General features: G+C 68.2%; 23 protein-coding genes and 2 pseudogenes. 12 read left to right on the top strand and 13 right to left on the bottom strand.

Features of this window, described 5'->3' with window-relative positions:
• Positions 1-47 precede the first annotated feature (47 nt).
• Entirely contained in the window at positions 48-443 is a 396-nt protein-coding gene (locus N4G47_RS02065) for an EF-hand domain-containing protein (RefSeq protein ID WP_475284951.1), read from the top strand.
• Between the two features lie 124 nt (positions 444-567).
• Here N4G47_RS02065 and N4G47_RS02060 read toward each other — a convergent pair whose 3' ends face one another.
• Both N4G47_RS02060 and ubiH read right to left on the bottom strand, forming a co-directional pair.
• Positions 568-1,749, bottom strand: a complete 1,182-nt coding sequence (locus N4G47_RS02060; protein ID WP_475284949.1) for a UbiH/UbiF family hydroxylase — start codon at positions 1,747-1,749, stop codon at positions 568-570.
• The gene (ubiH, locus tag N4G47_RS02055; protein WP_475284947.1) at positions 1,746-2,954 is read right to left on the bottom strand and encodes a 2-octaprenyl-6-methoxyphenyl hydroxylase; all 1,209 of its coding nucleotides are present in this window, start codon (positions 2,952-2,954) and stop codon (positions 1,746-1,748) included. Before ubiH ends, N4G47_RS02060 begins: the two co-directional genes overlap by 4 nt.
• A gap of 107 nt (positions 2,955-3,061) precedes the next feature.
• On the opposite strand from ubiH, the gene N4G47_RS02050 reads away from it, so the two are divergent.
• The 10 genes and pseudogenes from N4G47_RS02050 (at position 3,062) to N4G47_RS02005 (ending at position 12,947) form a co-directional block, all read left to right on the top strand.
• Positions 3,062-3,646, top strand: coding sequence for a hypothetical protein (locus N4G47_RS02050; protein ID WP_107229907.1), 585 nt, complete (start codon positions 3,062-3,064; stop codon positions 3,644-3,646).
• 8 nt (positions 3,647-3,654) lie between these two features.
• Entirely contained in the window at positions 3,655-4,209 is a 555-nt protein-coding gene (locus N4G47_RS02045) for a cob(I)yrinic acid a,c-diamide adenosyltransferase (protein ID WP_475284945.1), read from the top strand.
• Positions 4,210-4,218: 9 nt separating this feature from the next.
• Positions 4,219-5,157 carry a histone deacetylase family protein gene (locus tag N4G47_RS02040; RefSeq protein ID WP_475284943.1) on the top strand — a complete coding sequence of 313 codons (939 nt, stop codon included), beginning with the start codon at positions 4,219-4,221 and terminating at the stop codon, positions 5,155-5,157.
• Positions 5,158-5,246: 89 nt separating this feature from the next.
• Positions 5,247-7,727 carry an LPS-assembly protein LptD gene (lptD, locus tag N4G47_RS02035; RefSeq protein ID WP_475284941.1) on the top strand — a complete coding sequence of 827 codons (2,481 nt, stop codon included), beginning with the start codon at positions 5,247-5,249 and terminating at the stop codon, positions 7,725-7,727.
• Positions 7,724-9,069, top strand: a pseudogene (locus N4G47_RS02030) (peptidylprolyl isomerase). Before lptD ends, N4G47_RS02030 begins: the two are co-directional and overlap by 4 nt.
• A gap of 3 nt (positions 9,070-9,072) precedes the next feature.
• Positions 9,073-10,053, top strand: coding sequence for a 4-hydroxythreonine-4-phosphate dehydrogenase PdxA (gene pdxA, locus N4G47_RS02025; protein ID WP_475284939.1), 981 nt, complete (start codon positions 9,073-9,075; stop codon positions 10,051-10,053).
• Positions 10,050-10,853 carry a 16S rRNA (adenine(1518)-N(6)/adenine(1519)-N(6))-dimethyltransferase RsmA gene (gene rsmA, locus N4G47_RS02020; RefSeq protein ID WP_475284937.1) on the top strand — a complete coding sequence of 268 codons (804 nt, stop codon included), beginning with the start codon at positions 10,050-10,052 and terminating at the stop codon, positions 10,851-10,853. Before pdxA ends, rsmA begins: the two co-directional genes overlap by 4 nt.
• Before the next feature lie 13 nt (positions 10,854-10,866).
• Positions 10,867-11,250, top strand: a complete 384-nt coding sequence (gene apaG / locus N4G47_RS02015; RefSeq protein WP_249841877.1) for a Co2+/Mg2+ efflux protein ApaG — start codon at positions 10,867-10,869, stop codon at positions 11,248-11,250.
• Between the two features lie 15 nt (positions 11,251-11,265).
• A complete protein-coding gene (locus N4G47_RS02010) occupies positions 11,266-12,300 on the top strand; it encodes a symmetrical bis(5'-nucleosyl)-tetraphosphatase (protein ID WP_475284935.1) in 1,035 nt (344 codons plus the stop codon).
• A complete protein-coding gene (locus N4G47_RS02005; RefSeq protein ID WP_475284933.1) occupies positions 12,297-12,947 on the top strand; it encodes a DUF1287 domain-containing protein in 651 nt (216 codons plus the stop codon). The genes N4G47_RS02010 and N4G47_RS02005 overlap by 4 nt, the downstream gene beginning before the upstream one ends.
• Positions 12,948-13,063: 116 nt before the next feature.
• Here the strand turns inward: N4G47_RS02005 and N4G47_RS02000 are convergent, their stop codons facing one another.
• From N4G47_RS02000 to N4G47_RS01960, 9 genes and pseudogenes are all read right to left on the bottom strand, one after another.
• Complete coding sequence (locus N4G47_RS02000; protein WP_475289879.1) at positions 13,064-13,555, bottom strand: dihydrofolate reductase; 492 nt, start codon at positions 13,553-13,555, stop codon at positions 13,064-13,066.
• Positions 13,556-13,560: 5 nt separating this feature from the next.
• Positions 13,561-14,355 (bottom strand): thymidylate synthase, encoded by a 795-nt coding sequence (locus tag N4G47_RS01995; protein ID WP_475284932.1) that lies wholly within the window; start codon positions 14,353-14,355, stop codon positions 13,561-13,563.
• Positions 14,352-15,245 (bottom strand): prolipoprotein diacylglyceryl transferase, encoded by an 894-nt coding sequence (gene lgt, locus N4G47_RS01990; protein ID WP_475284930.1) that lies wholly within the window; start codon positions 15,243-15,245, stop codon positions 14,352-14,354. The genes N4G47_RS01995 and lgt overlap by 4 nt, the downstream gene beginning before the upstream one ends.
• Before the next feature lie 95 nt (positions 15,246-15,340).
• Positions 15,341-15,835: a TPM domain-containing protein gene (locus N4G47_RS01985; RefSeq protein ID WP_249841882.1), complete on the bottom strand. Its 495-nt coding sequence runs from the start codon at positions 15,833-15,835 to the stop codon at positions 15,341-15,343.
• On the bottom strand, positions 15,835-16,722 hold the full coding sequence (locus N4G47_RS01980; protein WP_475284928.1) for a TPM domain-containing protein: 888 nt from the start codon (positions 16,720-16,722) through the stop codon (positions 15,835-15,837). Before N4G47_RS01980 ends, N4G47_RS01985 begins: the two co-directional genes overlap by 1 nt.
• A gap of 3 nt (positions 16,723-16,725) precedes the next feature.
• On the bottom strand, positions 16,726-17,346 hold the full coding sequence (locus N4G47_RS01975) for a LemA family protein (RefSeq protein WP_069139522.1): 621 nt from the start codon (positions 17,344-17,346) through the stop codon (positions 16,726-16,728).
• Between the two features lie 572 nt (positions 17,347-17,918).
• Positions 17,919-19,077, bottom strand: a pseudogene (locus N4G47_RS01970) (MFS transporter).
• 243 nt (positions 19,078-19,320) lie between these two features.
• Positions 19,321-20,070, bottom strand: a complete 750-nt coding sequence (locus tag N4G47_RS01965) for a TerC family protein (RefSeq protein WP_106467106.1) — start codon at positions 20,068-20,070, stop codon at positions 19,321-19,323.
• A 33-nt stretch (positions 20,071-20,103) separates the two neighbouring features.
• The gene (locus N4G47_RS01960) at positions 20,104-20,499 is read right to left on the bottom strand and encodes a diacylglycerol kinase (RefSeq protein WP_107230410.1); all 396 of its coding nucleotides are present in this window, start codon (positions 20,497-20,499) and stop codon (positions 20,104-20,106) included.
• A gap of 210 nt (positions 20,500-20,709) precedes the next feature.
• Between N4G47_RS01960 and N4G47_RS01955 the strand changes: the two genes are divergently transcribed.
• A complete protein-coding gene (locus tag N4G47_RS01955) occupies positions 20,710-21,411 on the top strand; it encodes an SGNH/GDSL hydrolase family protein (RefSeq protein WP_475284925.1) in 702 nt (233 codons plus the stop codon).
• 134 nt (positions 21,412-21,545) lie between these two features.
• Here N4G47_RS01955 and N4G47_RS01950 read toward each other — a convergent pair whose 3' ends face one another.
• Both N4G47_RS01950 and N4G47_RS01945 read right to left on the bottom strand, forming a co-directional pair.
• The gene (locus N4G47_RS01950; RefSeq protein ID WP_475284923.1) at positions 21,546-22,817 is read right to left on the bottom strand and encodes a sensor histidine kinase; all 1,272 of its coding nucleotides are present in this window, start codon (positions 22,815-22,817) and stop codon (positions 21,546-21,548) included.
• A 155-nt stretch (positions 22,818-22,972) separates the two neighbouring features.
• A complete protein-coding gene (locus N4G47_RS01945; protein WP_002811889.1) occupies positions 22,973-23,686 on the bottom strand; it encodes a response regulator transcription factor in 714 nt (237 codons plus the stop codon).
• Between the last annotated feature and the right edge of the window lie 59 nt (positions 23,687-23,745).

Raw genomic sequence — 23,745 nt, 5'->3', positions numbered from 1 at the left:
CCATTGCATCCGCCGGGCGTGGCCCGGCGCTACCGGGGAACGGAACCATGCGATACCACTCGCTCACCCTGCTGATCACCTTGCTGGCAGCCACCCCGGCGATGGCCCAGCAGCTGCCGCATACACCCGCCCAGAGCCAACCACTGGGGCCGACCGGTGGCGCGATCCGCCAGCAGCCGCTGGATGCTGGCCGGGTCACCGGCAGCGTGCAGATCGCACAGCCCGTCGGTGAGGCGCAGGTGACCGTGCGCTCGCTGGAACCGAGCAGCGTGCTCGACCAGTACCGCATCCGCTTCAACGACCTGGACGTGGATGGCGATGGCTTCATCAGCCGCCAGGAAGCGCAGGCCAACCCGGCGCTGGCCGACGAATTCAACGCGCTGGACCGCCAGCACCGCGGCAAGCTCGACCGCGCCGACCTGGCCGGTTGGCTGGTCGATTGAAAAGGGGACGGAGCCCGCTCTGGGTAGGTGCCAACCTTGGTTGGCACAATGTCGGAGGCGTGCCAACCAAGGTTGGCACCTACCAGAGCAGTACGCTGCGCTTGGTAGCCCGCCAGCGATCCGGTTACACGCCGGCGGCGCGCTTCCAGAATGCCTGCACCAGCGGTGGCCACTTGCCCACGCAGCCCAATGCGCGACCACGGGCCAGGGTCAGATGCATCTCATCGTTGGAAAACAGTCGATTGATCGCGTCGAAGCTGTAGGCGGCAATCTGGTTGTCGCTGCGCCGTTCGCGCGCCCAGCGCTGCAGGCGCTGCGGCGACAGGCGCGGCTGGCCGCGGCGTTCGGCTGACGGCGCCAGCCACGTCTGCAGGGCGGCCACATCACGCAGGCCCAGGTTCACGCCCTGCCCCGCCAGCGGATGCACCACATGCGCCGCATCGCCCAGCGCCAGCACGCGGCCGGCCACATAGTGGCGGGCCAACTGCCGGCGCAGCGGGAACGCCGCACGCGCCGAGACCAGCCGCAGTTCGCCCAGGCGCGCGGCGAAGGCGCGGGTCAGTTCGCGGTTGAACGCGGCGTCGTCCAGCGCCAGCACGCGTGCCGCTTCATCCTCGGGCAGGGTCCACACGATGGAACTGCGGCGTTCGGCCACTGGCAGCAGCGCCAGTGGCCCGGTCGGCAGGAAGCGCTGCCAGGCCGTGGCCTGGTTGGGCAGCTCGCTGTCCACATACGCCACCACGCCACGCTGGTGGTAGTCGTGCTTTTCAACCTCGATCCCGGCCAGTTGGCGCAGGGTCGATTCGGCACCGTCAGCGGCCACCGCCAACGACGCTTCCAGGCGACGCCCGTCATCCAGGCGCAGGCGCACGCCGTCCTCGTCCTGCTCCAGCGCTTCCACCCGTGCCGGGCAATGCAGCTGCACGCCCGCCGCCGGCAGCGCCGCCCACAGGCGGTCCTGCAGCAGGCCGTTCTCGACGATGTAACCCAGTTCGCGCCGGCCGAAACGATCGGCGTCGAACAGCAGATCCTCGCCACCGGCCGCGTCCCACACCTGCATGCGCCGGTAGGGCCAGGCACGGCCCTGCGCGATCGCCGGCCACACGCCGAGGCGGTTCAACAGCTGCACGTTGTCAGCGGCGAAGGCGAACACGCGCAGCTCCGGCTGCGCAGCCTGCCACGGCGTCGGTTCGCGGCCTTCCACCAACGCGACCGACAGCCCCGCGTCGGCCAGCGCCAGCGCGCACGCGGCACCGACCACGCCACCGCCGACGATGGCCACATCCAGGCGCCCGCGGCGGCTCATGCGGCTTCTCCCCGGCACAGGCGCGGCACCTCGCCGCGGAAGCCCATCGCACCACCGACCAGCATCGACTGCACCGACGCGCGCTGTGCGGCCACCAGGCCAAGACTGCGCAACGGCCGCATCAACGGCGCCGGGTTGCTGGTCAACCGCGCCAGGCCTCCGGAGAAGGCCACCGTCTGCCGGCGGTCTTCCTCGCGACGGGCAATATAGGCCTGCAGCAGCGCCTCACTGCCGGCATCGTCGCCGCCCTCTTCGAGCAGTTCGGCCAGGGTCAGCGCGTCGCGCAGGCCCAGGTTGAAACCCTGCGCACCCAGCGGGTGGATGGTCTGTGCGGCATTGCCGAGCAGCACCGCGCGTTCCCCGATCAGCGCGCGTGCCAGCACCTGGATGAGCGGATAGGCACTGCGCGGGCCGGAGTCGAGGAGGCGGCCGGCACGCCAGCCGATCGCATGCTGCAATCGCTGCAGCCACGCCGCATCGTCCAGCGCCATCACCGCATCGGCCTGGTCCCGCGCCACGCCATGCACGGTGCCGAAGTGGCGATCACCACGCGGCAGCAGGGCGGTCGGACCGGTATCGGTGAAGCGCTCCCAGGCCGTGCCGTCCGGCGCGCGCTGGCTGCGCACGCGGGCCACGAACAGGGTCTGCTGGAAATCATGGCGGTCGACCTCGATGCCCAGTGCATCGCGCACGCCGCTGTTCGTGCCATCGGCACCGACCACCAATCGTGCCAGCAGCACGCGTTCGCCGGCCTCGTCGGCCACCCGCACCTGACGGTAGCCGTCAACCACCTCGCCCAGCCCCAGGAACCGCATCGGCCGGTAACGGCGCAGGCGCGGCAGTTCCTGCAAGCGCGCTTCCAGCGCCTGGCCGAAGTCACGGGCGACCACCACCTGGCCAAACCACGGCCGGTCGTAATCGGCTGCTTCGAGCTGCACACGGCCGAAATCGCCGGCGCGGCTGACGTGGATGCGGCGGATCGGGCCCGGCGCCATCGCCAGCTTCTGCATCACCCCCAGCGCGGTCAGCGCGTTGACGGTGGCTGCGGCAAAGCTGAGGTTGCGCTGGTCGAACACCGCCGGCAGCTCGCCGGCCGGGCTGGCCTCGAGCAGGCCTACATCGCGCCCCAGGCGGTCCAGGGCAATGGCCAGGCTGGCGCCGACCAGGCCGCCGCCGACGATCAACACGTCATGTCGTTCACTCATGGCGTGGATGATACGCGCTCGCTCCACCGGCAGCCCCACCGCCCCCACCTGCGCCAACCGGCGTGGCGGGCTAGAATGAAAGCTGAATCCGCTCCGGGCCCGCCCCCATGTCCGACACCGCCAACCGCGCTTTCGTCCTGTCCGTGCTCGTGTTGTTGCTGGCGGCGACCCGGGTCAACCACTTCGCGGCCATCCCCGACGCGTCCTGGGCGGTGTTCTTCATCGGCGGCTTCTACCTGGCGCGCTGGACGCGCTGGGCGTTCCCGCTGCTGATGGTGTTTGCGGTGCTGGTGGACTGGATCGTGATCCGCAGCAGCGGCCTGGATTTCTGGCAGCACTACTGCGTATCGCCCGGTTACTGGCTGCTGCTGCCGGCGTATTTCTCGCTGTGGGCCGGTGGCCTGCTGCTCGGCCGCAACTACCAGGGTGCACGCTGGCCGGTGCTGGCCAAGGGTGCGCTGCTGCTGGTGGCCTCGGTGGCGCTCTGCCATCTGCTGGCGCAGGGCGGCTTCTACTGGACCACGCGCAACGTGGCCGAACCGACGCTGGCCGGCTGGGCACAGAACTATGCACAGTGGTTCGGCCCTTACCTGCGCACCACCGCGATCTATGTGGCGCTGGCCGCAGCGCTGCAGCTGGCCGTGGAGCAGGTGCTGAAGCTCCAGCAGGCCCGCCGCGACATCCATCACTGAGCCGCGCCATGGGCCACCGCCTCTCGCGCATCTATACCCGCACCGGCGACGACGGCAGCACCGGCCTCGGCGACGGCCGCCGCGTGGCCAAGGATGACGCCCGTGTCGCCTCCTATGGCACCGTTGACGAGGCCAACGCCGCGCTGGGGCTGCTGCTGGCCACCACGCTGCCCGACGATGTGCGGGCGCTGCTGGTGCATCTGCAGCACCAGCTGTTCGACCTGGGTGCGGAGCTGTGCATCCCCGGCCATGCCGCGATCCACGCCGCCGACGTCTCGGCGCTGGAGCAGCAGCTGGACCACTACAACGCCGGCCTGCCGATGCTGAAGGAGTTCATCCTGCCGGCCGGCGGCGAGGCCGCCGCACGCTGCCATCTGGCGCGCACCATCGTGCGCCGCGCCGAGCGCGAGACCGTTGCCCTGGCCCGCCAGGAAGCGGTACGCAGCGAAACGCTGCAGTACCTCAACCGGCTGTCGGACCTGCTGTTCGTGCTGGCCCGGGTACTGGCCCGTGCCGACGGCCACGGCGAGGTGCTGTGGCAGCCCCAGCCGCGTACGCGCTGAGTCGGCACGATGCTGGTCTTCACCCATCCCGCCTGCCTGCTGCACGATCCCGGCCCGGGCCACCCGGAATGCCCGCAACGCCTGCAGTCCGTGCTCGATGCGCTGCAGGCCGCCTTCCCGGGCCAGCTGGACTGGCGCGAAGCACCGCCGGCCAAGTTCGGTGAACTCAGCCGCGTCCACGACAGTGCGCTGCTCGACTTCGTGCTGCAGCCGCAGACCGCGCCGCTGCGCCAACTGGACATGGACACCTGGACCTCGCCGGGTTCGGCCAGTGCCGCCGTGCACGCGGCAGGCGCCGGTGTGGCCGCCGTCGATGCGGTGATGCTGGGCGAGGATCCGCTGGCCTTCTGCGCGGTGCGGCCGCCGGGCCACCACGCCACCAGCAGCACCGCCATGGGCTTCTGCCTGCTCAACAACATCGCCATCGCAGCCGCCTACGCGCGCGATCGCCATGGCCTGGAACGGATCGCGGTGGTCGACTTCGACGTGCACCACGGCAACGGTACCCAGGACATCTTCCAGCACGACGCCCGGGTCTCCTACTACAGCACCCACCAGGCCGGCCTGTTCCCCAATTCCGGCCTGCGCCGCGACCGCGGTGCCGGCAACCTGATGAACATCCTGCTGCCCCCCGGCAGTGGCGGTTTCCGCTTCCGCAATGTCTGGGCCGACGAGATGCTGCCGGCCATCGACGACTTCCGCCCGCAGCTGCTGCTGATATCGGCCGGCTTCGATGCCCATCTGCGCGATCCCCAGGCCGACCTGATGCTGGAAACCGACGATTTCGCCTGGATCAGCGCTGAACTGCACGCGCTGGCACGGCGCCACGCGGCCGGCCGGGTGGTGTCGATGCTGGAAGGCGGCTACGACCTGCAGGCCCTTGCCGAGTGCAGCGTCGCCCATGTCCGGGCCCTGATGTCGCCGGCCCGGGACGCCCCCGCCGGATGAACCCGAACCGGCGCGACCCGGCCTCCTTCATTGCCCCTATGCAAGGGATGGGGCAAGCTACCGTCCGTTTTCGCCCGAATCCGAACCGCGTGCGCCGAGCCCTCCGCCTGCTTCCCCTGCCTCTGAGCATCGCCATCTGCCTGCCGGCAATGGCCGATGAAAAGCCGCTCAACTGGGGCCTGTGCCCGGCCACCGACGTCATTCCCGCGTTTTCTGATGCGCCCACCCCGGTCCCGGGGCAGGACAAGGCCGCCGCCAGCGCCGCGCGCGAGCAGCAGCCCACCGACATCGAGGGCGACCAGCTGCTCGGCACCACCACCGTGCCGCAGTACGAGGGCAACGTGGCGCTGCGCCGGGGCGACCAGTTCGTCGGTACCGACAAGCTCAGCTTCGACACCGAGACCGGCAACTACATCGCCGACGGCAATGTCCGCTACCAGGACTCCTCGATCCGCATGGTCGCCAAGCGCGCCGAGGGCAACCAGGAAAGCGATACCCACAAGATCACCGACATCAGGTACCAGCTGGTCTCGCGCCGCGGCAACGGCGATGCCGAGTCGGTGGACCTGCAGGGTGCAGTCGGGCAGATGCACCGCTCCACCTACACCACCTGCGACCCCTCGCAGCCGGTGTGGAAGCTGTCGGCGCCGCAGATCGAAGTGGACAACGACGAAGGCTTCGGCACCGCGCGCAATGCCGTGCTGCGCATCGGCAAGGTGCCGGTGCTGTGGGCGCCGTATTTCAAGTTCCCGATCGATGACCGCCGCAAGACCGGCCTGCTGTTCCCGCAGCTGGGCATGTCCGGGCGCAACGGTTTCGACTACGCGCAGCCGATCTACTTCAATCTGGCGCCGAACTACGACGACACCCTGACCCCGCGCTACATGAGCCGGCGCGGCCTGATGCTCGACAACGAGTTCCGCTACCTCTACAACGGTGGCCGCGGCGAACTGCTGACCGCCTTCATGCCCAACGACAAGCTGCGCGACCGTGACCGCGGCCGGGTGATGTTCAGCGGCTACCACAACGTGGACGAGCACTGGCAGGCGCGCGCGAGCCTGGCCTGGGTCAGCGACGAGCGCTATGTCGAGGACTTCGCCAACCGCCTGGTCGGCGTGACCGCCTCCAATCTGCAGAGCACCGTGGGCCTGTACGGCACGGGCACGAACTGGACGGCCGGCATCATGGCCGACCGCTGGCAGCTGACCGACTACACGCTTGACGAGAATGCCCTGCCCTACAACCGCCAGCCGCGGGTGTATTTCAACTGGGACAAGCCGATCAGGCCGTGGCTGGAAACCGGCCTGTACGCCGAAGCGGTGAGATTCACCCACGACGACGTGAACCTCAAGTACGGTACCGATGCCGGCCCCGACCTGCAGTACACCCGTACCGGCCAGACCGTGCGCGCCTATGGCGGCTCGCGCCTGGACGTCAAGCCGTACGTGTCCTTCCCCATCAGTGGCGCGGCCTGGTACATCACCCCGACCCTGGCGTACCGCTACACGGCCTACCAGCTGGACCGTGGCCTGGCCGACAGGATACGCAGCACCGTGCTGACCTCGGAGGGCGTGGATGTGACCACCGCCACCCCGGAACAGCTGCGCGGCAATACCTCGCCCAGCCGCAGCCTGCCGATCGGCAGCATCGACGCCGGCCTGTTCTTCGACCGCGAGACGAGCATTGGCGGCAAGTCGTTCCTGCAGACCCTGGAGCCGCGCCTGTTCTACCTGCGCACGCCGTACCGCAACCAGGACGACCTGCCGATCTTCGACACCCGCGACTTCACCTTCAGCTGGGGCCAGCTGTTCCGCGACTCGCGCTACACCGGTGCCGACCGCCAGAACGATGCCAACCAGCTGACTCTGGCCCTTGGCACCCGCTTCATCGACCAGACCACCGGCAAGGAACGGTTCTCGGCCGCGATCGGCCAGATCCAGTACTTCGACGAGTCGCGGGTGACCGTCACCCCCGGCGGTGCGCCGGTGGAAAAGGGCAAGTCGGCCTGGATCGCCGACGGCAACTACATGATCAACGACCGCTGGACGCTGGGCGCCACCTACCAGTGGGACCCCAAGTACAAGCGCGAGGATCTGGCCAGCGTCCGTGCCCGCTACCTGATGCCCAACGATGGCGTGGTCAACCTGAGCTACCGCTACCGCATCAACTCCGGTGCCCCGGCCAACGCCAACAAGCATGACCGGACCCTGCTGGAACAGGCCGACCTGTCGTTCCTGTACCCGCTGAATGCGCGCTGGAGCCTGGTCGGCCGCTACTACTACTCCCTGCAGGACAAGGAACCGCTGGAAATCATCGCCGGCGTGCAGTGGGACAGCTGCTGCCTGGCCGTGCGCGCGGTCGCCCGCCGCTACGTGCGCAACCGCGAGGGCGAGATGAACAACGCCATCCAGCTGGAGTTCGTGCTCAAGGGCCTGAGCTCTCTCGGCCAGGACACGGACCGTACCCTGCGCCGTGCTATCCTCGGCTACAACCGCGACGACCTCTATCTGGTGCCGCCGAGCAACACCGGGGCGACCCGGGACGACTACGATCCGAACCTGATCCCATGACCAAGCGCTTCCCCGTTCTTCTCGCCTCGCTGCTGGCGGTGTCCAGCGTGTCCGCCCCCTGCAGGTGCTTGCCCAGCAGGCGCAGCCGCTTGACCGCATCGCCGCCGTCGTCGATGAGGACGTGATCCTGCAGAGCGAACTCCAGCGCGCGATCGCCAACATCAAGGCCCAGTACGTCGGCCGTGAGAACCAGCTGCCGCCGGAAGACGTGCTCAGCCGCCAGGTGCTGGAGCGCCTGGTGCTGGTCAAGCTGCAGGTGGCGCGCGCCCAGGGCAGCGGCATTCGCATCAGCGACCAGGAGCTGAACCAGGCGATGAATGCCATCGCCCAGCAGAATGGTTCCAATCTGGACGCCCTGCGCCAGCGCCTGGCCCATGACGGCGTGGATTTCAATGATTTCCGTGCCTCGGTCCGCGACGAGATCACCGTGCAGCGCCTGCGCCAGAGCTTTGCGCAGAGCCGCATCAGCGTCAGCGAGGGCGAAGTCGATGCCGCGCTGAAGCAGCAGGCCACCGTGGGCAACCAGTACCACCTGGCGCACATCCTGGTGGCCCTGCCCGACGGCGCCAATGCCGACCAGATCGCCACCGGCCAGAAGAAGGCCGACGGCGTGAAGGCCCTGCTCGACAAGGGCGAGCTGGACTTCAACGCCGCCGCCGTGCGCTATTCGGACAGCCCCAACGCGCTGGAAGGAGGCGACCTGGGCTGGCGCAGCCTGGATGAAATTCCGCAGGCCTTCGCCCAGCTGATGGAAAAGATGAAGGCCGGCGACGTGGTCGGCCCGATCCGTGGCCCCAGCGGCTTCCAGCTGCTGAAGCTGGTGGAAGTGCGTGATGCCAGCGCAGCCGCTGCCGGCGAGCACACCGTCACCGAGTATCACGGTCGCCATATCCTGGTGCGCGTGGACGATAACCAGACCGACGCCGCTGCCAAGGCCAAGATCGACACCCTGCGTGCACGCATCGCCGGCGGTGCCGACTTCCAGACCGTGGCCAAGGAGTCCTCCGAGGACAACAACAGCAAGGGCCAGGGCGGTGACCTGGGCTGGTTCCCGGCCGACGCGTTCGGTCCGGCCTTCGGCCAGCAGGTGGGTGGCCTGCAGGACGGTGGCGTCAGCCAGCCGTTCCGCACCGACGCCGGTTGGCACATCGTGCAGCGCGTGGCCACCCGCCAGACCGACGTGACCACTGACAACCAGCGCGCCCAGGTCCGCGAGACCATCGGCCGCCGCAAGCTGGAAGACGAGTACAACCGTTTCCTGCAGGAACTGCGTGGCGAAGCCTACGTCAGCTTCCGCAGCGGCGACCGCGCGGAAAACACCGCCACGCCGCCGCAGTCCTGACCGATGCGCCCCGAGCTCGCGCTGGTACCGGGCGAGCCCGCCGGGATCGGCCCGGAACTGTGTGTCCGCCTTGTCCAGCAGCCGCGTGAAGATTGCCGGCTGCTGGCCTTCGCCGACCCGGACACCCTGCGCGCGGCCGCTGCCGCGCTGAACCTGCCCCTGCAACTGCTGCCCGAAGACGCCGAAGCCCGCGTCCCCGGCGATCTGCGCCTGCGCGTGGTGGCCAATGCCGTGCCCAGCCGTTTCGGCCAGGCCGACCCGGCCAATGCCGGCGCGGTCATCGGCGCCCTGCTCGGCGCCGGCCAGGCCTGCCTGTCCGGTGAACTGCAGGGCGTGGTGACCGGCCCGGTGCACAAGGCGGTCATCAACGACGGCGGCATCGCCTACAGCGGCACCACCGAACTGCTGGCCGACCAGGCCGGGGTGAAGGTCGTGATGATGCTGGCCAACAGCATCGTGCGCGTGGCCCTGGCCACCACCCACCTGCCGCTGCGCGAGGTGGCCGATGCCATCACCGCGCCCGGCCTGGAACATACCCTGCGCACCGTGCATGCCGCGCTGCGCCGCGAGTTCGGCCTGCCGGCACCGCGCATCGCCGTGCTCGGCCTGAACCCGCATGCCGGCGAAGACGGTCACCTGGGCCGCGAGGAGCTGGACCTGATCATCCCGTTGCTGCAGCGCCTGCGCGCCGAAGGCATGGAGCTGATCGGCCCGCTGCCGGCCGATACCGCCTTCCTGCCGGCCAAGCTGGCCGGTTTCGACACCGTGGTGGCGATGTACCACGACCAGGGCCTGCCGGTGCTGAAGTATTCCGGCTTCGAGCAGGCCGTGAACCTGACCCTGGGCCTGCCCTACCCGCGTGTGGCGGTGGACCATGGCACCGCCCTGGACCTGGCCGGGCGCGGCATTGCCGACCCCTCCAGCCTGCAGGCGGCGACGGCGCTGTGTGCGCAGCTTGCGCGGCAACGTACACTGAGCGCATGAATTCCCCGCATTCCCCCTCCGGCCCGGTGTTTACCGCCCCGGCCAAGAAGCAGCTTGGCCAGCATTTCCTGGCCGATCGCCACTACATCGACAAGATCGTGATGGCGGTCAATCCGAAAGAAGGCGATCGTCTGGTTGAAATCGGCCCCGGCCAGGGCGCGATCACGCTGCCGCTGCTGCGCGTGCATCCGAAGCTGACGGTGATCGAGTTCGACCGCGACCTGATCGCGCCGCTGACCGCCGCCGCCGAGCCGCTGGGCGAGCTGACCATCGTCCACCGCGACGTGCTGCGCGTGGGTTTCACCGAGCTGGCCGCCGGCCAGCCGATCCGCCTGGTCGGCAACCTGCCCTACAACATCTCCTCGCCGATCCTGTTCCATGCGCTGGAGCACGCCGCGGTGATCCGCGACATGCACTTCATGCTGCAGAAGGAAGTGGTCGACCGCATGGCCGCCGGCCCGGGCAGCAAGGTGTACGGCCGGCTCAGCGTGATGCTGCAGGCGTACTGCCAGGTGACCTCGCTGTTCGTGGTGCCGCCGGGCGCGTTCCGGCCGCCGCCGAAGGTCGACTCGGCCGTGGTGCGGCTGGTGCCGCGCGACCCGGCCACGATCAACATCCACGACCACAAGCGCTTCGCCGAGGTGGTCAAGGCCGCGTTCGGGCAGCGTCGCAAGACCCTGCGCAACGCGCTCAACAACGTGGTCTCCGCCGAGCAGTTCGTTGCCGCCGGCGTGCGCCCCGATGCCCGCGCCGAACAGCTGGACGTGGCCGAATTCATCGCTTTGGCCAATGCCTCCTGATTACACTGCCGGTATGGAAGACGCTGACGTTTACGCCATCTCCGTCGAAGTCGCGCCGCGCTTCCTCGACGATCAATCCGCGCCGGAAGACGGCCGCTATGCGTTCGCCTACACGATCCGCATCCACAACCAGGGGCAGGTCGCCGCGCGCCTGGTCGCACGCCACTGGCGCATCACCGATGCCAACGGTCGCGTCGAGCATGTCGATGGTGATGGCGTGATCGGCGAGCAGCCGCGACTGCGCCCCGGTGAAGACTTCCGTTACACGTCCGGTGTCATGCTGGGGACCGATCACGGCACCATGCAGGGGCATTACGACATGGTCGCTGACGATGGCACCGAATTCGCCGCGCCGGTCGCACCGTTCGTGCTGGCCGTGCCGCGTACCCTGCACTGACACGGAGGCCGAACGATGAGTGTGTGGGCGATCGGCGACCTGCAGGGCTGCTATGACGTCACCCAGCGATTGCTGGAGAAGATCCGCTTCGACCCGGCGCAGGACACCCTGTGGTTCTGCGGCGATCTGGTCAACCGTGGCGGCCAGTCGCTGGAAACGCTGCGGCTGGTGCACTCGCTGCGCGAGCACAGCGTGGTGGTGCTGGGCAATCATGATCTTTCGCTGCTGGCCGTCGGTGCACGCACCGAAGAGGAACAGCGCAAGGTCAATCCGGACCTGCTGCGCATCGTGCAGGCCGAAGACCGCGACGAACTGCTGGACTGGCTGCGCCTGCAGAAGCTGGTGCACGTGGACCGTGAGCTGGGCTGGATGATGGTGCATGCCGGCCTGGCGCCGAAGTGGACCACGCAGATGGCCGAGAAGCATGCCGCCGAAGTGGAAGTGCAGCTGCACGGCGCTGGCTACCGCAAGCTGTTCCGCAACATGTACGGCGACAAGCCGAGCTGGGCGCCGAACCTGTCCGGCTATGACCGCTCGCGGGCGATCATCAACGTGCTCACCCGCATGCGTTACTGCACGCCGCGCGGGCGTATCGGCATCGAGGACAAGGGCACGCCGGGCACCCAGGAACAGGGGCTGTATCCCTGGTTCGAAGTACCGGGACGGGTCGAGCGCGACCTCAAGGTCGTCTGCGGCCACTGGTCGGCGCTGGGCCTGACCATCACCCAGGGCGTGCACGCCATCGATACCGGCGCGGTGTGGGGCGGCAAGCTGACCGCACTGCAGCTGGACACCGATGAACTGCGCGTGGTGCAGGTGCCGGGCCGCGATGTACCGGCACCGGTGCCCAATGCCCGCCCGCCGGCGCGCCCGGCGCACGAGCGGCCGGCGGCGGCTTCGCAGGGCAAGGATCACGGCGGCGGCAACACGCCCACGGCCAATCCGGGCAACCGTGGACCGCGTCGTCGTCGCCGGCGTGGCGGCGGTGGCGGCGGTGGCGGCGGTGGCTCCGCAGGCCCAGGCAACAACGGCGCCCCGCCGCAGGCATGATGCGCACGGGCCGGGCACCAGGGACGGTGCTGCTGCTGACGCTGGCCATCGCCAGCGGCTGCCAGCCTGCTCCGCCTCCCTCCCCCGGCACAGCGCAGAGCGAAGACCGCCGCCCGGCGCAGCAGGCTGCATCGCCGCCACTGGTGGCCGCCGCGCGTGCGCAGATCGGCGTCACCACCCGCTACGACCCGGCCTACCGGGTGCTGGCCTACCCCGGCGGCGACGTGCCGGCCGATCGTGGGGTCTGCACCGACGTGGTGGTGCGAGCGCTGCGCAGCCAAGGCCTGGACCTGCAGGCCCGCGTGCATGAGGACATGCGCGACGACTTCAGCGCCTATCCAGCGATCTGGGGCCTGTCACGGCCGGACCGCAACATCGACCATCGACGTGTGCCGAACCTGATGCGCTGGTTTGAGCGGCAGGGGTGGCAGCAGCCGATCACTGCCGCTGCCGCCGACTACGCGGCGGGCGACATCGTCGCCTGGAAGCTCAACGGCAACGGCCTGCTGCATGTGGGCATCGTCTCCGACCGGCGACTGGCCGATGGCACGCCGCTGGTGCTGCACAACATCGCGCGCGGCACGCGCGAGGAGAACCTGTTGTTCCAGCACACGATCATCGGCCATTACCGGATGCCCGGGCCGTAGCGTCGAGCTTGCTCGACGGTGCCGGTACAGGCCTCGTAGCGTCGAGCTTGCTCGACGAAGCCGTGTGTATCCGCCAAGAGCAGTCGAGCAAGCTCGACTCTACTCGTGCGTTGCCCTCAGCGGCGCGTGTAGTGCGCGAAGCGGAACGCGTAGGCGTGGCGCTCGTCGGCCGGGTGCGGCTCGCTGCTCACTTCCTGCCAGTCCTGCGCATCCACTTCAGGGAAATGGGTGTCAGCCGGCACCTCCGCATCGACCCAGGTCAGGTACAGGTCGCTGGCCTGGTCCAGCAGCTGGCGGAATATCTCGCCGCCGCCGATGATGCACAGCTCACTGGCGCCCTCGCCTTCGGCAATCGCCTTGGCCTCCTCCAGCGACGCCACCGCACGCATGCCCTCGAACGGCACCTGGCCGCTGCGGGTAAGCACCAGGTTGGTCCGCCCCGGCAACACCCGCCCGATCGATTCGGCGGTCTTGCGCCCCATCAAGATCGGCTTGCCCAGGGTCAGCGCCTTGAAGTGCTTGAAGTCGTCCGGCAGATGCCAGGGCATCGCATTGCCCTGGCCGATGCCACGGTTGCGGTCCAGCGCCACGATCATCGACAGCTTCATCGCGCTCACACCGCCACCGGTGCCTTGATCGCCGGATGCGGGTCGTAGCCGTCGATGCGGATGTCGTCGAACTGGAAACCGAACAGATCGGTCACTTCGGGGTTCAACCACAACCTGGGCAGTGCGCGCGGTTCGCGCGACAGCTGCTCGCGCGCCTGCTCGAAGTGATTCGAATACAGGTGCGCATCGCCCAGCGTATGCACGAAGTCGCCGACACCCAGGCCGGTGGCCTGCGCCACCATGTGGGTGAGCAGCGCGTAGCTGGCGATGTTGAACGGCACGCCGAGGAAGATGTCGCCGCTGCGCTGGTACAGCTGGCAGCTGAGCTTGCCGTCCACCACATAGAACTGGAACAGGTTGTGGCACGGCATCAGCGCCATCTGCGAAAGCTCGCCCACGTTCCAGGCGCTGACCACCAGCCGCCGCGAATCGGGGTTGCGCTTGATCTCGTCCACCAGCCACTGCATCTGGTCGATCGCGCCGCCATCGGCAGTGGCCCAGCTGCGCCACTGCTTGCCGTACACCGGGCCGAGATCGCCGTTGGCGTCGGCCCACTCGTCCCAGATCCGCACCTGGTTGTCCTTCAGGTAGCCGATGTTGGTGTCGCCCTTCAGGAACCACAGCAGCTCGTGGATGATCGAGCGCAGGTGCAGCTTCTTGGTGGTGACCAGCGGGAAGCCTTCGTTGAGGATGAAGCGCATCTGCCAGCCGAACACGCTGCGGGTGCCGGTGCCGGTGCGATCACTCTTCTCCGCGCCGTGTTCGAGCACATGCGAGAGCAGGTCCAGGTAGGGCTTCATGCCTTGCCCTCGGCGGCCACCGGCGGCTGCGGCTGCGGCTGCAACACCGGCGCACGGCGCGACATCACCAGCAGCACCAGGCCGAAGGCGATCAGCGGCAGGCTCAGGATCTGGCCCCGGGTCAGCCAGTCGAACGCGACGTAGACACCGTTGTCGGGCATGCGCACGAACTCCACCGCGAAGCGGAACAGGCCGTACATCAGCGCGAACAGGCCACCGACGAGGTAGCGATGGCGCGGCTTGGCCGACACCGCCCACAGCACCACGAACATCACCAGGCCTTCCAGGAAGGCTTCATACAGCTGCGAGGGATGACGGGCGAACGGGTTCAGCCCGCCGCTGGCGAACTGCGCCTGCAGCGTCGCGTGATCGAGCTGGTTCAGCGGCGCCGGCAGGCCGGACGGGAACACCACGCCCCACGTGCCATCGGTGTACTTGCCCCACAGCTCGGCGCCGATGAAGTTGCCGATGCGGCCGAAGCCCAGGCCCAGCGGCACCAGCGGCGCCATGAAATCCATGGTGTCGAAGAAATGCAGCTTGTGCTTGCGCGACCACCACCAGCAGGCACCGAGCACGCCCAGCAGGCCGCCGTGGAAGCTCATGCCGCCATCCCACACCTTGAACAGCAGCAGCGGGTTGTGCAGGAAATCGCCCAGCGCGTAGAACAGCATGTAGCCGATGCGCCCGCCCAGCACCACGCCCAGCATGGCGTAGAACAGCAGGTCGGAGAAGCCATTGGCATCGACCCCCGGCAGGCGCCCGTCGGCAATGCGCTTACGGCCCAGCAGCCAGGCCGCAGTAAAGCCCAGCAGGTACATGATGCCGTACCAATGCACCTTGATCGGCCCCAGCGAGAGGGCGATGGGGTCGATGTCGTGGAAATAGATCATGGAAGACGCCTGGCAGGAGTACGGACATTTTAGCGTCCCGGCCCGGCCCCGGGCCGGCATCGGCACGGGTCGGCCCACACATCGCAGAACGGGGTTCAGCCCAGGATCTGCGGGGTGTCCGGCAACGCGTCATCCTCGGACCGCGCCGCGGCCGGAAAGTGCCCTTCAATCAGGCTCGACACCTCATCGATGGCCCCCTGCAGCGCCGCCACCGGATTGGCACCGCGCAGGCCCTCGCGCAGATGGGTGCAGACCCGCTGCCATTGCGCCGGGCTGACCCGTCCGTGCAGGCCACGGTCGGCCACGATCTCGATGGCGTGGTCGGCCAGCAGCAGGTAGATCAGCACGCCATTGTTATGGGCGGTATCCCAGGTGCGCAGTCGGGCGAACGCCTGCTCGGCGGCCTGGCGCGGGGTGACCCGCTGCCACAGCGCGTCCAGCGGCAGGTCGGCCTCCACCGCGAACATCACCTGCCCGCCATGGCGCTGCTCACCGGCGGCGATGGCCTCGGTGATCGCCTGCAGCGTGGCCGGCGGGAACGCCCGCCGTACCGAGGGCGAGAACACATGGCGACACAGACGTTGGATCATCACCAGCCTCCCGAAGCACCGCCGCCGCCGGAACGGCCACCGCCGCCGCCCCAGCCACCGCCGCTACCGAATCCACCCCCTCCGCCGAAGCCGCCTCCGCCGCCCCAGCTGCCCCCGCCCCAGCCGCCGCCACCGGCAAAGCGGCCCGGGTGGCCGGAGAGCATCGCCACAATCAGGCCCACGATGCCCGCCAGGCCACTGGCCAGCAGGGTTGAGGTGAACAGGAACGCCGCCAGTGCTGCACCGGCACCGCCCAGCAGGCCACGCAGCGGTCGCGGTACGCGCGAGAACACGCCGCGCAGGATGCTGCCGGCGAACACGCCGATGAACAGCGCCAGGAACCAGGTATCGCCGCCACCCTCGGGCTCGCGGCCACGCTGGCTGCTGACCGGCGCAGGCAGTGCTTCACCCTCGACGATCTTCACCAGCACCGCAGTGGCATCGGTGATGCCACCGGCGTAGTCGCCGGCGCGGAAACGCGGCACCAGATATTCCTGGATGACGCGGTTGGCGATGGCGTCGGGGATCGCCCCTTCCAGGCCGTAGCCCGGTTCGATGCGCACGCGCCGGTCGTCCTTGGCCACCACCAGCAGCACACCGTCATCCACGCCCTTGCGGCCGATCTGCCACTGGTCGAAGACACGCGTGGTGTACTGCGCGATGTCTTCCGGTTGGGTCGTGGGTATCACCAGCACCTGCAGCTGGCTGCCCTTGCGCTGCTGGAGGTCCAGCGCCTGCTGTACCAGCGCCTGCTTCTGCGTGGCATCGAGCGTGCCGGTGGTATCGACCACCGGCGAATCCAGCGCCGGAATCGGCGCCAGCTGCTGCGCCTGCGACGCCAGCGGCAGCCACAGCAGCAGGGCCAGCAGCGCAGTGGTCAGGCGCATGGGTCAGTGACCCGGCTGCGGGGCCGGCTGCTGCTGCGGTGCGTTGCCGAAATCGACCGCCGGCGCGTTGGAGATCTGCGCTTCGTTTTCCACGGTGAAGTTCGGCTTGGTCTTGTAGCCGAAGATCTTGGCGGTGATCACCTGCGGGAACGAGCGGATGTAGGTGTTGTAGTCCTGCACCTGCTGGATGTAGCGGCCACGAGCCACCGTAATGCGGTTTTCGGTGCCTTCCAGCTGCGCCTGCAGGTCGCGGAAGTTCTGGTCCGACTTCAGCACCGGGTAGTTCTCGGTGACCACCAGCAGCCGCGACAGCGCACTGCCGAGTTCGCCCTGGGCCTGCTGGAACTGCTTGAGCGAAGCCTCGTCATCGGCGTTGACGTTGATCTGGCCGACGCGCGAACGGGCGTTGGTGACTTCGGTCAGCACGCGCTCTTCCTGGCTGGCGAAGCCCTTCACGGTCTGCACCAGGTTGGGCACCAGATCGGCGCGCCGCTTGTACTGGTTGAGCACTTCGGACCAGCTGGCCTTGACCGCTTCATCCTTCTGCTGGATCGCGTTGTAGCCACAGCCGGACAACAGGGAGGCCAGCAGCATCAGGGGCAGGACACGGGTGAACAGGCGCATGGCGGAGGTTCCGGGTGGGCTTGGCGCCGAGCATGCCATGGCCGGTGTTAATGAGCGTGTGGAAAGTGTCGGCCATCGGGCGCTGCCCCTCCGCGGTGGTGGTGCTCATGGATGGCCGGGGTAGTCAGGGCGGGTGGGCATGGCGAGGGACGCCGTGAATCCGTCCATGGAGGCTTAACCGCGCCATCCATGGCGCGGATACCCCCACCATGCCCACCCGCCCGGCCTCATACGGTTTCCTGCGCACCGCGGGAAGATCAAAAGAAAGAGCAGAAGCAAAAGCCCATGCTTCAGGCATTCGTGTCGACCAAGGTCGACACCTACCAGAGCGGGAGGTCGACACGCACCCAAGCGGGATGCCGTTCCGACAGACCGCAGGAAACTGTCGAAGGCGGGGTGGGTCCGGTGGCAGGGGCGTGAGCGCCATGGATGGCGCGACCGAGGCTACATGGACGTACTTGCGCCGTCCCCTGACACCGGACCCACCCCGCCATCCCTCAGCACACCCGCTCTTGATGTTGACGTTGATCCAAGGCGGGTGCAGGGCTGCAAGCCCTGCCGGAACCCACCCCTCAGCAGGCTTCGGCCACCGGGGAACGCACCCGCCCCCACCACGCCAACACCAGCGCGGCAGCCGCCAGCAGGCCACCGGCCACCGGAATCGCGGCGTAGCCCAGGCCCAGGCTGATCACCGCCCCCCAGCGCAGCCCCCAGCGCATTGCCCAGGTTGAACGCACCCACGTTGATCGACGAGGCCAGGCCCGGCGCTTCGCTGGCCGCCTGCATCACCCGGATCTGCAGCGGCGGCACGATGGCGAAGGTCGCCGCACCGAACAGCAACACACCCACCGCGGCGGTGGCGTGGCTCATGAAGGCCAACGGCAGCACGAACATCAGCACGGCCAGGACCGCCAGCAGGATGCGGGTGGCGCCATCCAGCGACCAGTCGGCCATGCGGCCACCGATACCGTTGCCGAAGGTGAAACCGATGCCGATCAGCGCCAGCGACATCGCAATGAAGGCATTGGAGGCGCCGGTCAGTTCGGTCAGCACCGGCGCCACGTAGGTGTAGAGGGTGAACATCGCGCCCGCACCCAGCACCGTGGTGGCCATCGCCAGCAGCACCTGCGGCTGCGCAATGGCCTTCAACTCGCGGCGCACGTCCGGGCGCGGGCCCGGCGCCGAGGCCGGAAGGGCCAGCCCCAGCGCGGTGATCGCGATCAGGCCCAGCACCGCCGTGCCGGCAAAGGACAGGCGCCAGCCCAGCTGCTGGCCCACCCAGGTGGCCAGCGGCACGCCACCGATGTTGGCGATGGTCAGGCCCATGAACATGGTGGCCACGGCAGCGGCCTGCTTTTCCTTCGGTACCAGGCTGGCGGCGACCACCGCGCCGATGCCGAAGAAGGCACCGTGGTTGAGGCTGGTGACCAGCCGCGACAACAGCAGCAGGCCGTAGTTCGGCGCCAGCGCGGACAGCAGGTTGCCGACCACGAAGATCGACATCAGCAGCATCAGCGCGGTGCGCTTGCCGAAGCGCCCCATCAGCAGGGTCATCACCGGGGCGCCCAGCATCACGCCCACGGCATAGGCGGTGATCAGCATGCCGGCGGTGGGAATGCCGACGCCGACGCCGTCGGCGATGACCGGCAGCAGGCCCATCGGTGCGAATTCAGTGGTGCCGATGGCGAAAGCGCCGACGGCGAGGGCCAGCAGGGCGGCTCGGGAGTTCATGGGGGTTCCTGGGGGCGGAAACGGGCAGGTGCGTAGCCTGCGCGCTTTGCTGCGGGCGATTAAGCCTCGCCCCGGGAAAACACTGTTGATCCGCGTTCACAAGTGGCCGCTGCACCCATCCCTGTAGAGCCAAGCCCACGCTCGGCTGCCGTACACCGCGGCAAAAGCAGCCGAGCGTGGGCTCGGCTCTACAAGGCAGAACGCAGAACCCCCGGCGTTGGCCGGGGGTTCGGGGTCATGCGATTACCAGTCGCCGGCACCCGGCACGTGGTGTTCGCGTGCGCGGCGGCGCATCAGCAGGTTCAGCCACTCCACCAGCACCGAGAAGCCCATCGCGGCGTAGATGTAGGGCTTGGGCACGTGCACGTCCAGACCGTCCAGGATCAGCACCGCACCGATCAGCAGGATGAAGGCCAGCGCCAGCATCTTCACGGTCGGGTTGGCATCGATGAAGCGGCCCAGCGGGTTGGCGGCCAGCAGCATCACCAGCACCGACAGCAGGATGGCGGCGACCATCACCGGAATGTGGTCGGCGATGCCGACGGCGGTGATCACCGAGTCCAGCGAGAACACGATGTCGATGATGGCGATCTGCAGGATGACCATGCCGAATACGCCCGACGCCTTGCTGGTGGCCGGGTTCTCGTCTTCGCCACCGGTGATCAGCTCCTTGATCTCCATGTAGCCCTTGATGATCAGGAACAGGCCACCGACGATCAGCACCAGGTCGCGGATGGAGATGCCCATGCCGGCCACGGTGAACAGGTTGGCCGACATGTGTGCCAGGTAGGCCAGCGACACCAGCAGCGCGATGCGGGTGATGCACGCCACGGCGATGCCGAGCTTGCGTGCGAACGGACGGCGCTCTTCGGGCAGCTTGCTGACCGCGATGGAAATGAACACCAGGTTGTCGATGCCGAGCACGATTTCCAGCGCGCTGAGGGTGAACAGGGTCACCCAGGCGTTGGGGTCGGCGAGGAACTCAAAGGACATGGAATCTCTTCAAGGCAGTGGGGGAATGGGGTTTCAGCCGTAGGTTCCGGCCAGCGCGTGCGGAACCACGACCAGGGCCCAGCACAGCAGCACGTTCATCATCAGCACGAACACCGCCGCCGAGCCCATGTCCTTGGCGCGGCCGGCCAGCTCGTGGATCTCGCTGCCATAGCGTTCGATCACCGCCTCGATGGCCGAGTTGGCCAGCTCCATCGCCAGCACCAGCAGCATCGAGCCGATCAGCAGCGCGCGCTCCACCGGGGTCTGGCCCAGCCAGATCGCGAGCGGGGTCAACAGCACCAGCAGGTAGACCTCGAGCCGGAACGAGGACTCGTGCAGCCAGGCGGCACGCAGGCCCTGCCAGGACCAGCGGGCGGCCTGGAAGATGCGACGCGGGCCCCGGGGCATGTGGCCGAAGTGGTCAGCCACGGGCGAAGCATCCAGCAACAGGGGCGCGGCGCAGCGACCGCTCAGACGCACGGCAGGGAATCATGGGTGCACAGGAATAGGCAGATGGACGCCATTTTGCCACAAGGCCAGCCGCCATACCCTGGATCGCCCCGGCGAATGGCCTGCCAGAGGCAAGCACCGCATCGCCGCGCCCTTCTAAGATGGGGTCCCCGCCTGCTGGAGCACCTGATGTCCCGCCGCCCTACCTGCCTGCTGATGCTGGGCCTGCTGAGCGCCGCACCGTTGGCGCAGGCCCTGAGCCCTCCCTCGGCACCGCATGTGCCCGAACAGGTCTCCAACGTGGCCTGGGCCGACGACATGGCCCGTTTCGCCCGCGCTGACCGCGCCAACCCGCCACCGCGCGGCGGCATCGAGTTCATCGGCAGCTCCTCCATCCGCTACTGGGAGAGCCTGGCCACCGACTTCCCCGGCCAGCCGGTGTTCAATCGCGGCTTCGGCGGTTCGGAAGTGCGCGACAGTACCTGGTATGCCGACCGCATCGTAGTGCCGTATGCACCGTGCAAGGTGTTCTTCTACGCCGGTGACAACGACCTCAACAGCGGCCGCAGCGCGACCCAGGTGCGCGACGACGTGGTCGCCTTCGTGCAGCGCGTGCATCGCTACCTGCCGAAGACCACGGTGGAGTACCTGTCGATCAAGCCGAGCCCATCGCGTGCGCACCTGCTGCCGGCGATCAACCAGGCCAACACGCTGATCAAGGCCGCCTTGGCCAGACTGCCCAATACCGGCTACACCGACATCTACACGCCGATGCTCGGTACCGACGGCCAGCCGGATCCGAAGCTGTTCCGCGAGGACATGCTGCACATGACCCCGGCCGGCTATGCGATCTGGACCCAGGCGCTGGCGCCGAAGGTCAACTGCAACTGAGGTAGGCGTGTGCCGGAGGTTGCCACGCGCACGCGCTCCGGTAGATGCCAACCTTGGTTGGCATAGGGCACCGGCGTGAATCCTGTTGAACGCGCCGACCAAGGTCGGCATCTACCGAGGCGGCAGGTGCCGCGTCAGCGGAAGATCACCGTGGCTTCGGTGCCCTGCCCCGGTTCGCTGCTCAGGCTGACCTTCCAGCCGAAGCGGTCGCACAGCCGGCGCACGATCGACAGGCCCAGGCCGGTGCCCTGCGGGCGGCTCGGCTCGGCGCGGTAGAACGGCTCGAACGCCCGCGCCAGTGCCTCGGCCGACATGCCGATGCCGGTATCGCGCACCACCACCCGATCGTTATGCACGGACACGTCGATGCGCCCTTCGTCGGTGTAGCTGCAGGCATTGCGCACCAGATTGCTGACCACCACCTGCAGCACCCGCGGCGGCGCATGCAGCTGCACCGGGCCATCACTGTGCAGGTGCACCGACAGCGGACGGCTGCCCAGCAGCTCGTTGGCGTTGTCCACTTCGTAGCGGACGATGTCGTTGACGTCGAACAGTTCGATCTGCGGCTCGACATCGGCCTCGCGGGCCAGGATCAGGAACGCGTCAATCACCGCTTCCATGTCGCGCCCGGCGCGCTGGATGCGCTGCAGGCTGCGGCGCAGGCGCGGCTCCAGGGTCTCATCGCCCAGCGCCATGTCGCTGGCCACGCGGATGACGGTCAGCGGCGTGCGCAGTTCGTGGCTGGCATCGCGGGTGAAGTTGCGTTCACGCGCCACATGCGCGCTGACCCGGTTGGCCAGCGAATGCAGTGCGGCGGCCAGCTGACGGGTCTCGCCCTGCATGTCGGCGGGCAGCTTGTTCGGCTCCAGATCGGCCGCCTCCGGGTGACCCGGGTCCCAGCGCGACACCCGCCGTGCCAGCCAGTTCACCGGCGATACCAGGCGCTTGGACGCGCGATAGGTCACCCAGCTGGCGCCATACACCGCCAGCAGGGTCAACAGCACCGGCACGATGCCGAACCAGAACGCCAGCATCTCCGCGCGCGAACGCAGGAACACCAGGTACAGGCGGCCGGCGGGGCGTACATCCACCAGCACCAGCTGGTCGTCCTTGGGCAGCTCGTGGAAGCCCGGTTCCAGGTTGCGCAGGTTGGCCGGCAGGCTCAGCGCCGACTGCCCGTTTTCCAGCAGATAGCCGCGGATGTTCTGGGTGTTCGGCGGTGGCTGCACCGCCGAGGCGTCGTGCAGCGTCCAGTAGTACGCCGCCTCCTCGCGCAGGGCGGCGCCGACCAGGCTGTGCTTGATCACCAGCGATACCAGCCAGGCACCCAGCAGGATGCCCAGGCTGGCCAGCACTGCCTGCAGGATGAAAGCGATACGGATCTTGCGCGGCAGGCCGTGCGGCATTACGGAGTCCCGGTCAGAGCGCTGCGATTATAGGCAGCGCACCGCGCCGTAGTCGTGCACGACAGATGACCGCCGGCGCTGCCGGCGGCTCATCGGCCTGATCCTGCTGGGCCGTTGCCCGGCCGTGCCTGCATCTGCACCGGCGCGGGCTCCGCTCAGGCCATCGGCTGGGCGATGTCGGCAATGCGGTAACCGGCACTCTGCACGGTGTGCAGCAGCGGACGGTCGAACGGCTTGTCGATGATCTTGCGCAGGTTGTACAGATGGCTGCGCAGGGTGTCCGAATCGGGCAGGCCATTGCCCCAGATCTCGCGTTCGATTTCCTGGCGGGTGACCACGCGCGGCGATTCGCGCATCAGGATGGTCAGCAGGCGCAGGCCGATCGGCGACAGCTGCAGCTCGGTACCGGCACGGGTGGCACGCATGCTGACCGGATCGAGCACCAGGTCGGCGACCTTGAGTACTTCCGAACCGACCTGGCGACGTTCGCGGCGGATCAGCGCGCGCAGGCGGGCTTCCAGTTCCTGGATCGCGAACGGCTTGGTCAGGTAGTCATCGGCACCGAAACCGAGGCCGGTGAGTTTGTCGTCCAGCGTGTCGCGTGCGGTGAGCATCAGCACCGGGGTGGACTTGCGCGCATCGTTGCGCAGGCGACGGCACACTTCGATGCCATCCAGGCGCGGCAACATCAAGTCGAGCACCACGACGTCATAGCTGTTTTCCGCCGCAAGGCGGTAGCCATCCAGGCCGTCCTGTGCATAGTCGACTTCGAAGCCGCGACCTTCCAGGTATTCCCCGATCATCTCGGAGATGTTGCGGTTGTCTTCGACCACCAGCACCAAGCCGGAGGTCTCCTTCGTCTGACGCATGTGATTCCCTCTAACTTCAGCTTTGTGAAACATGCCGCATCGACGGTGGACGTGATGTG

Source organism: Stenotrophomonas sp. GSD10 (assembly GCF_056172695.1).
Note: the sequence above shows the minus strand (reverse complement) of the source record. Positions and strands in the feature narration are given on the sequence as shown.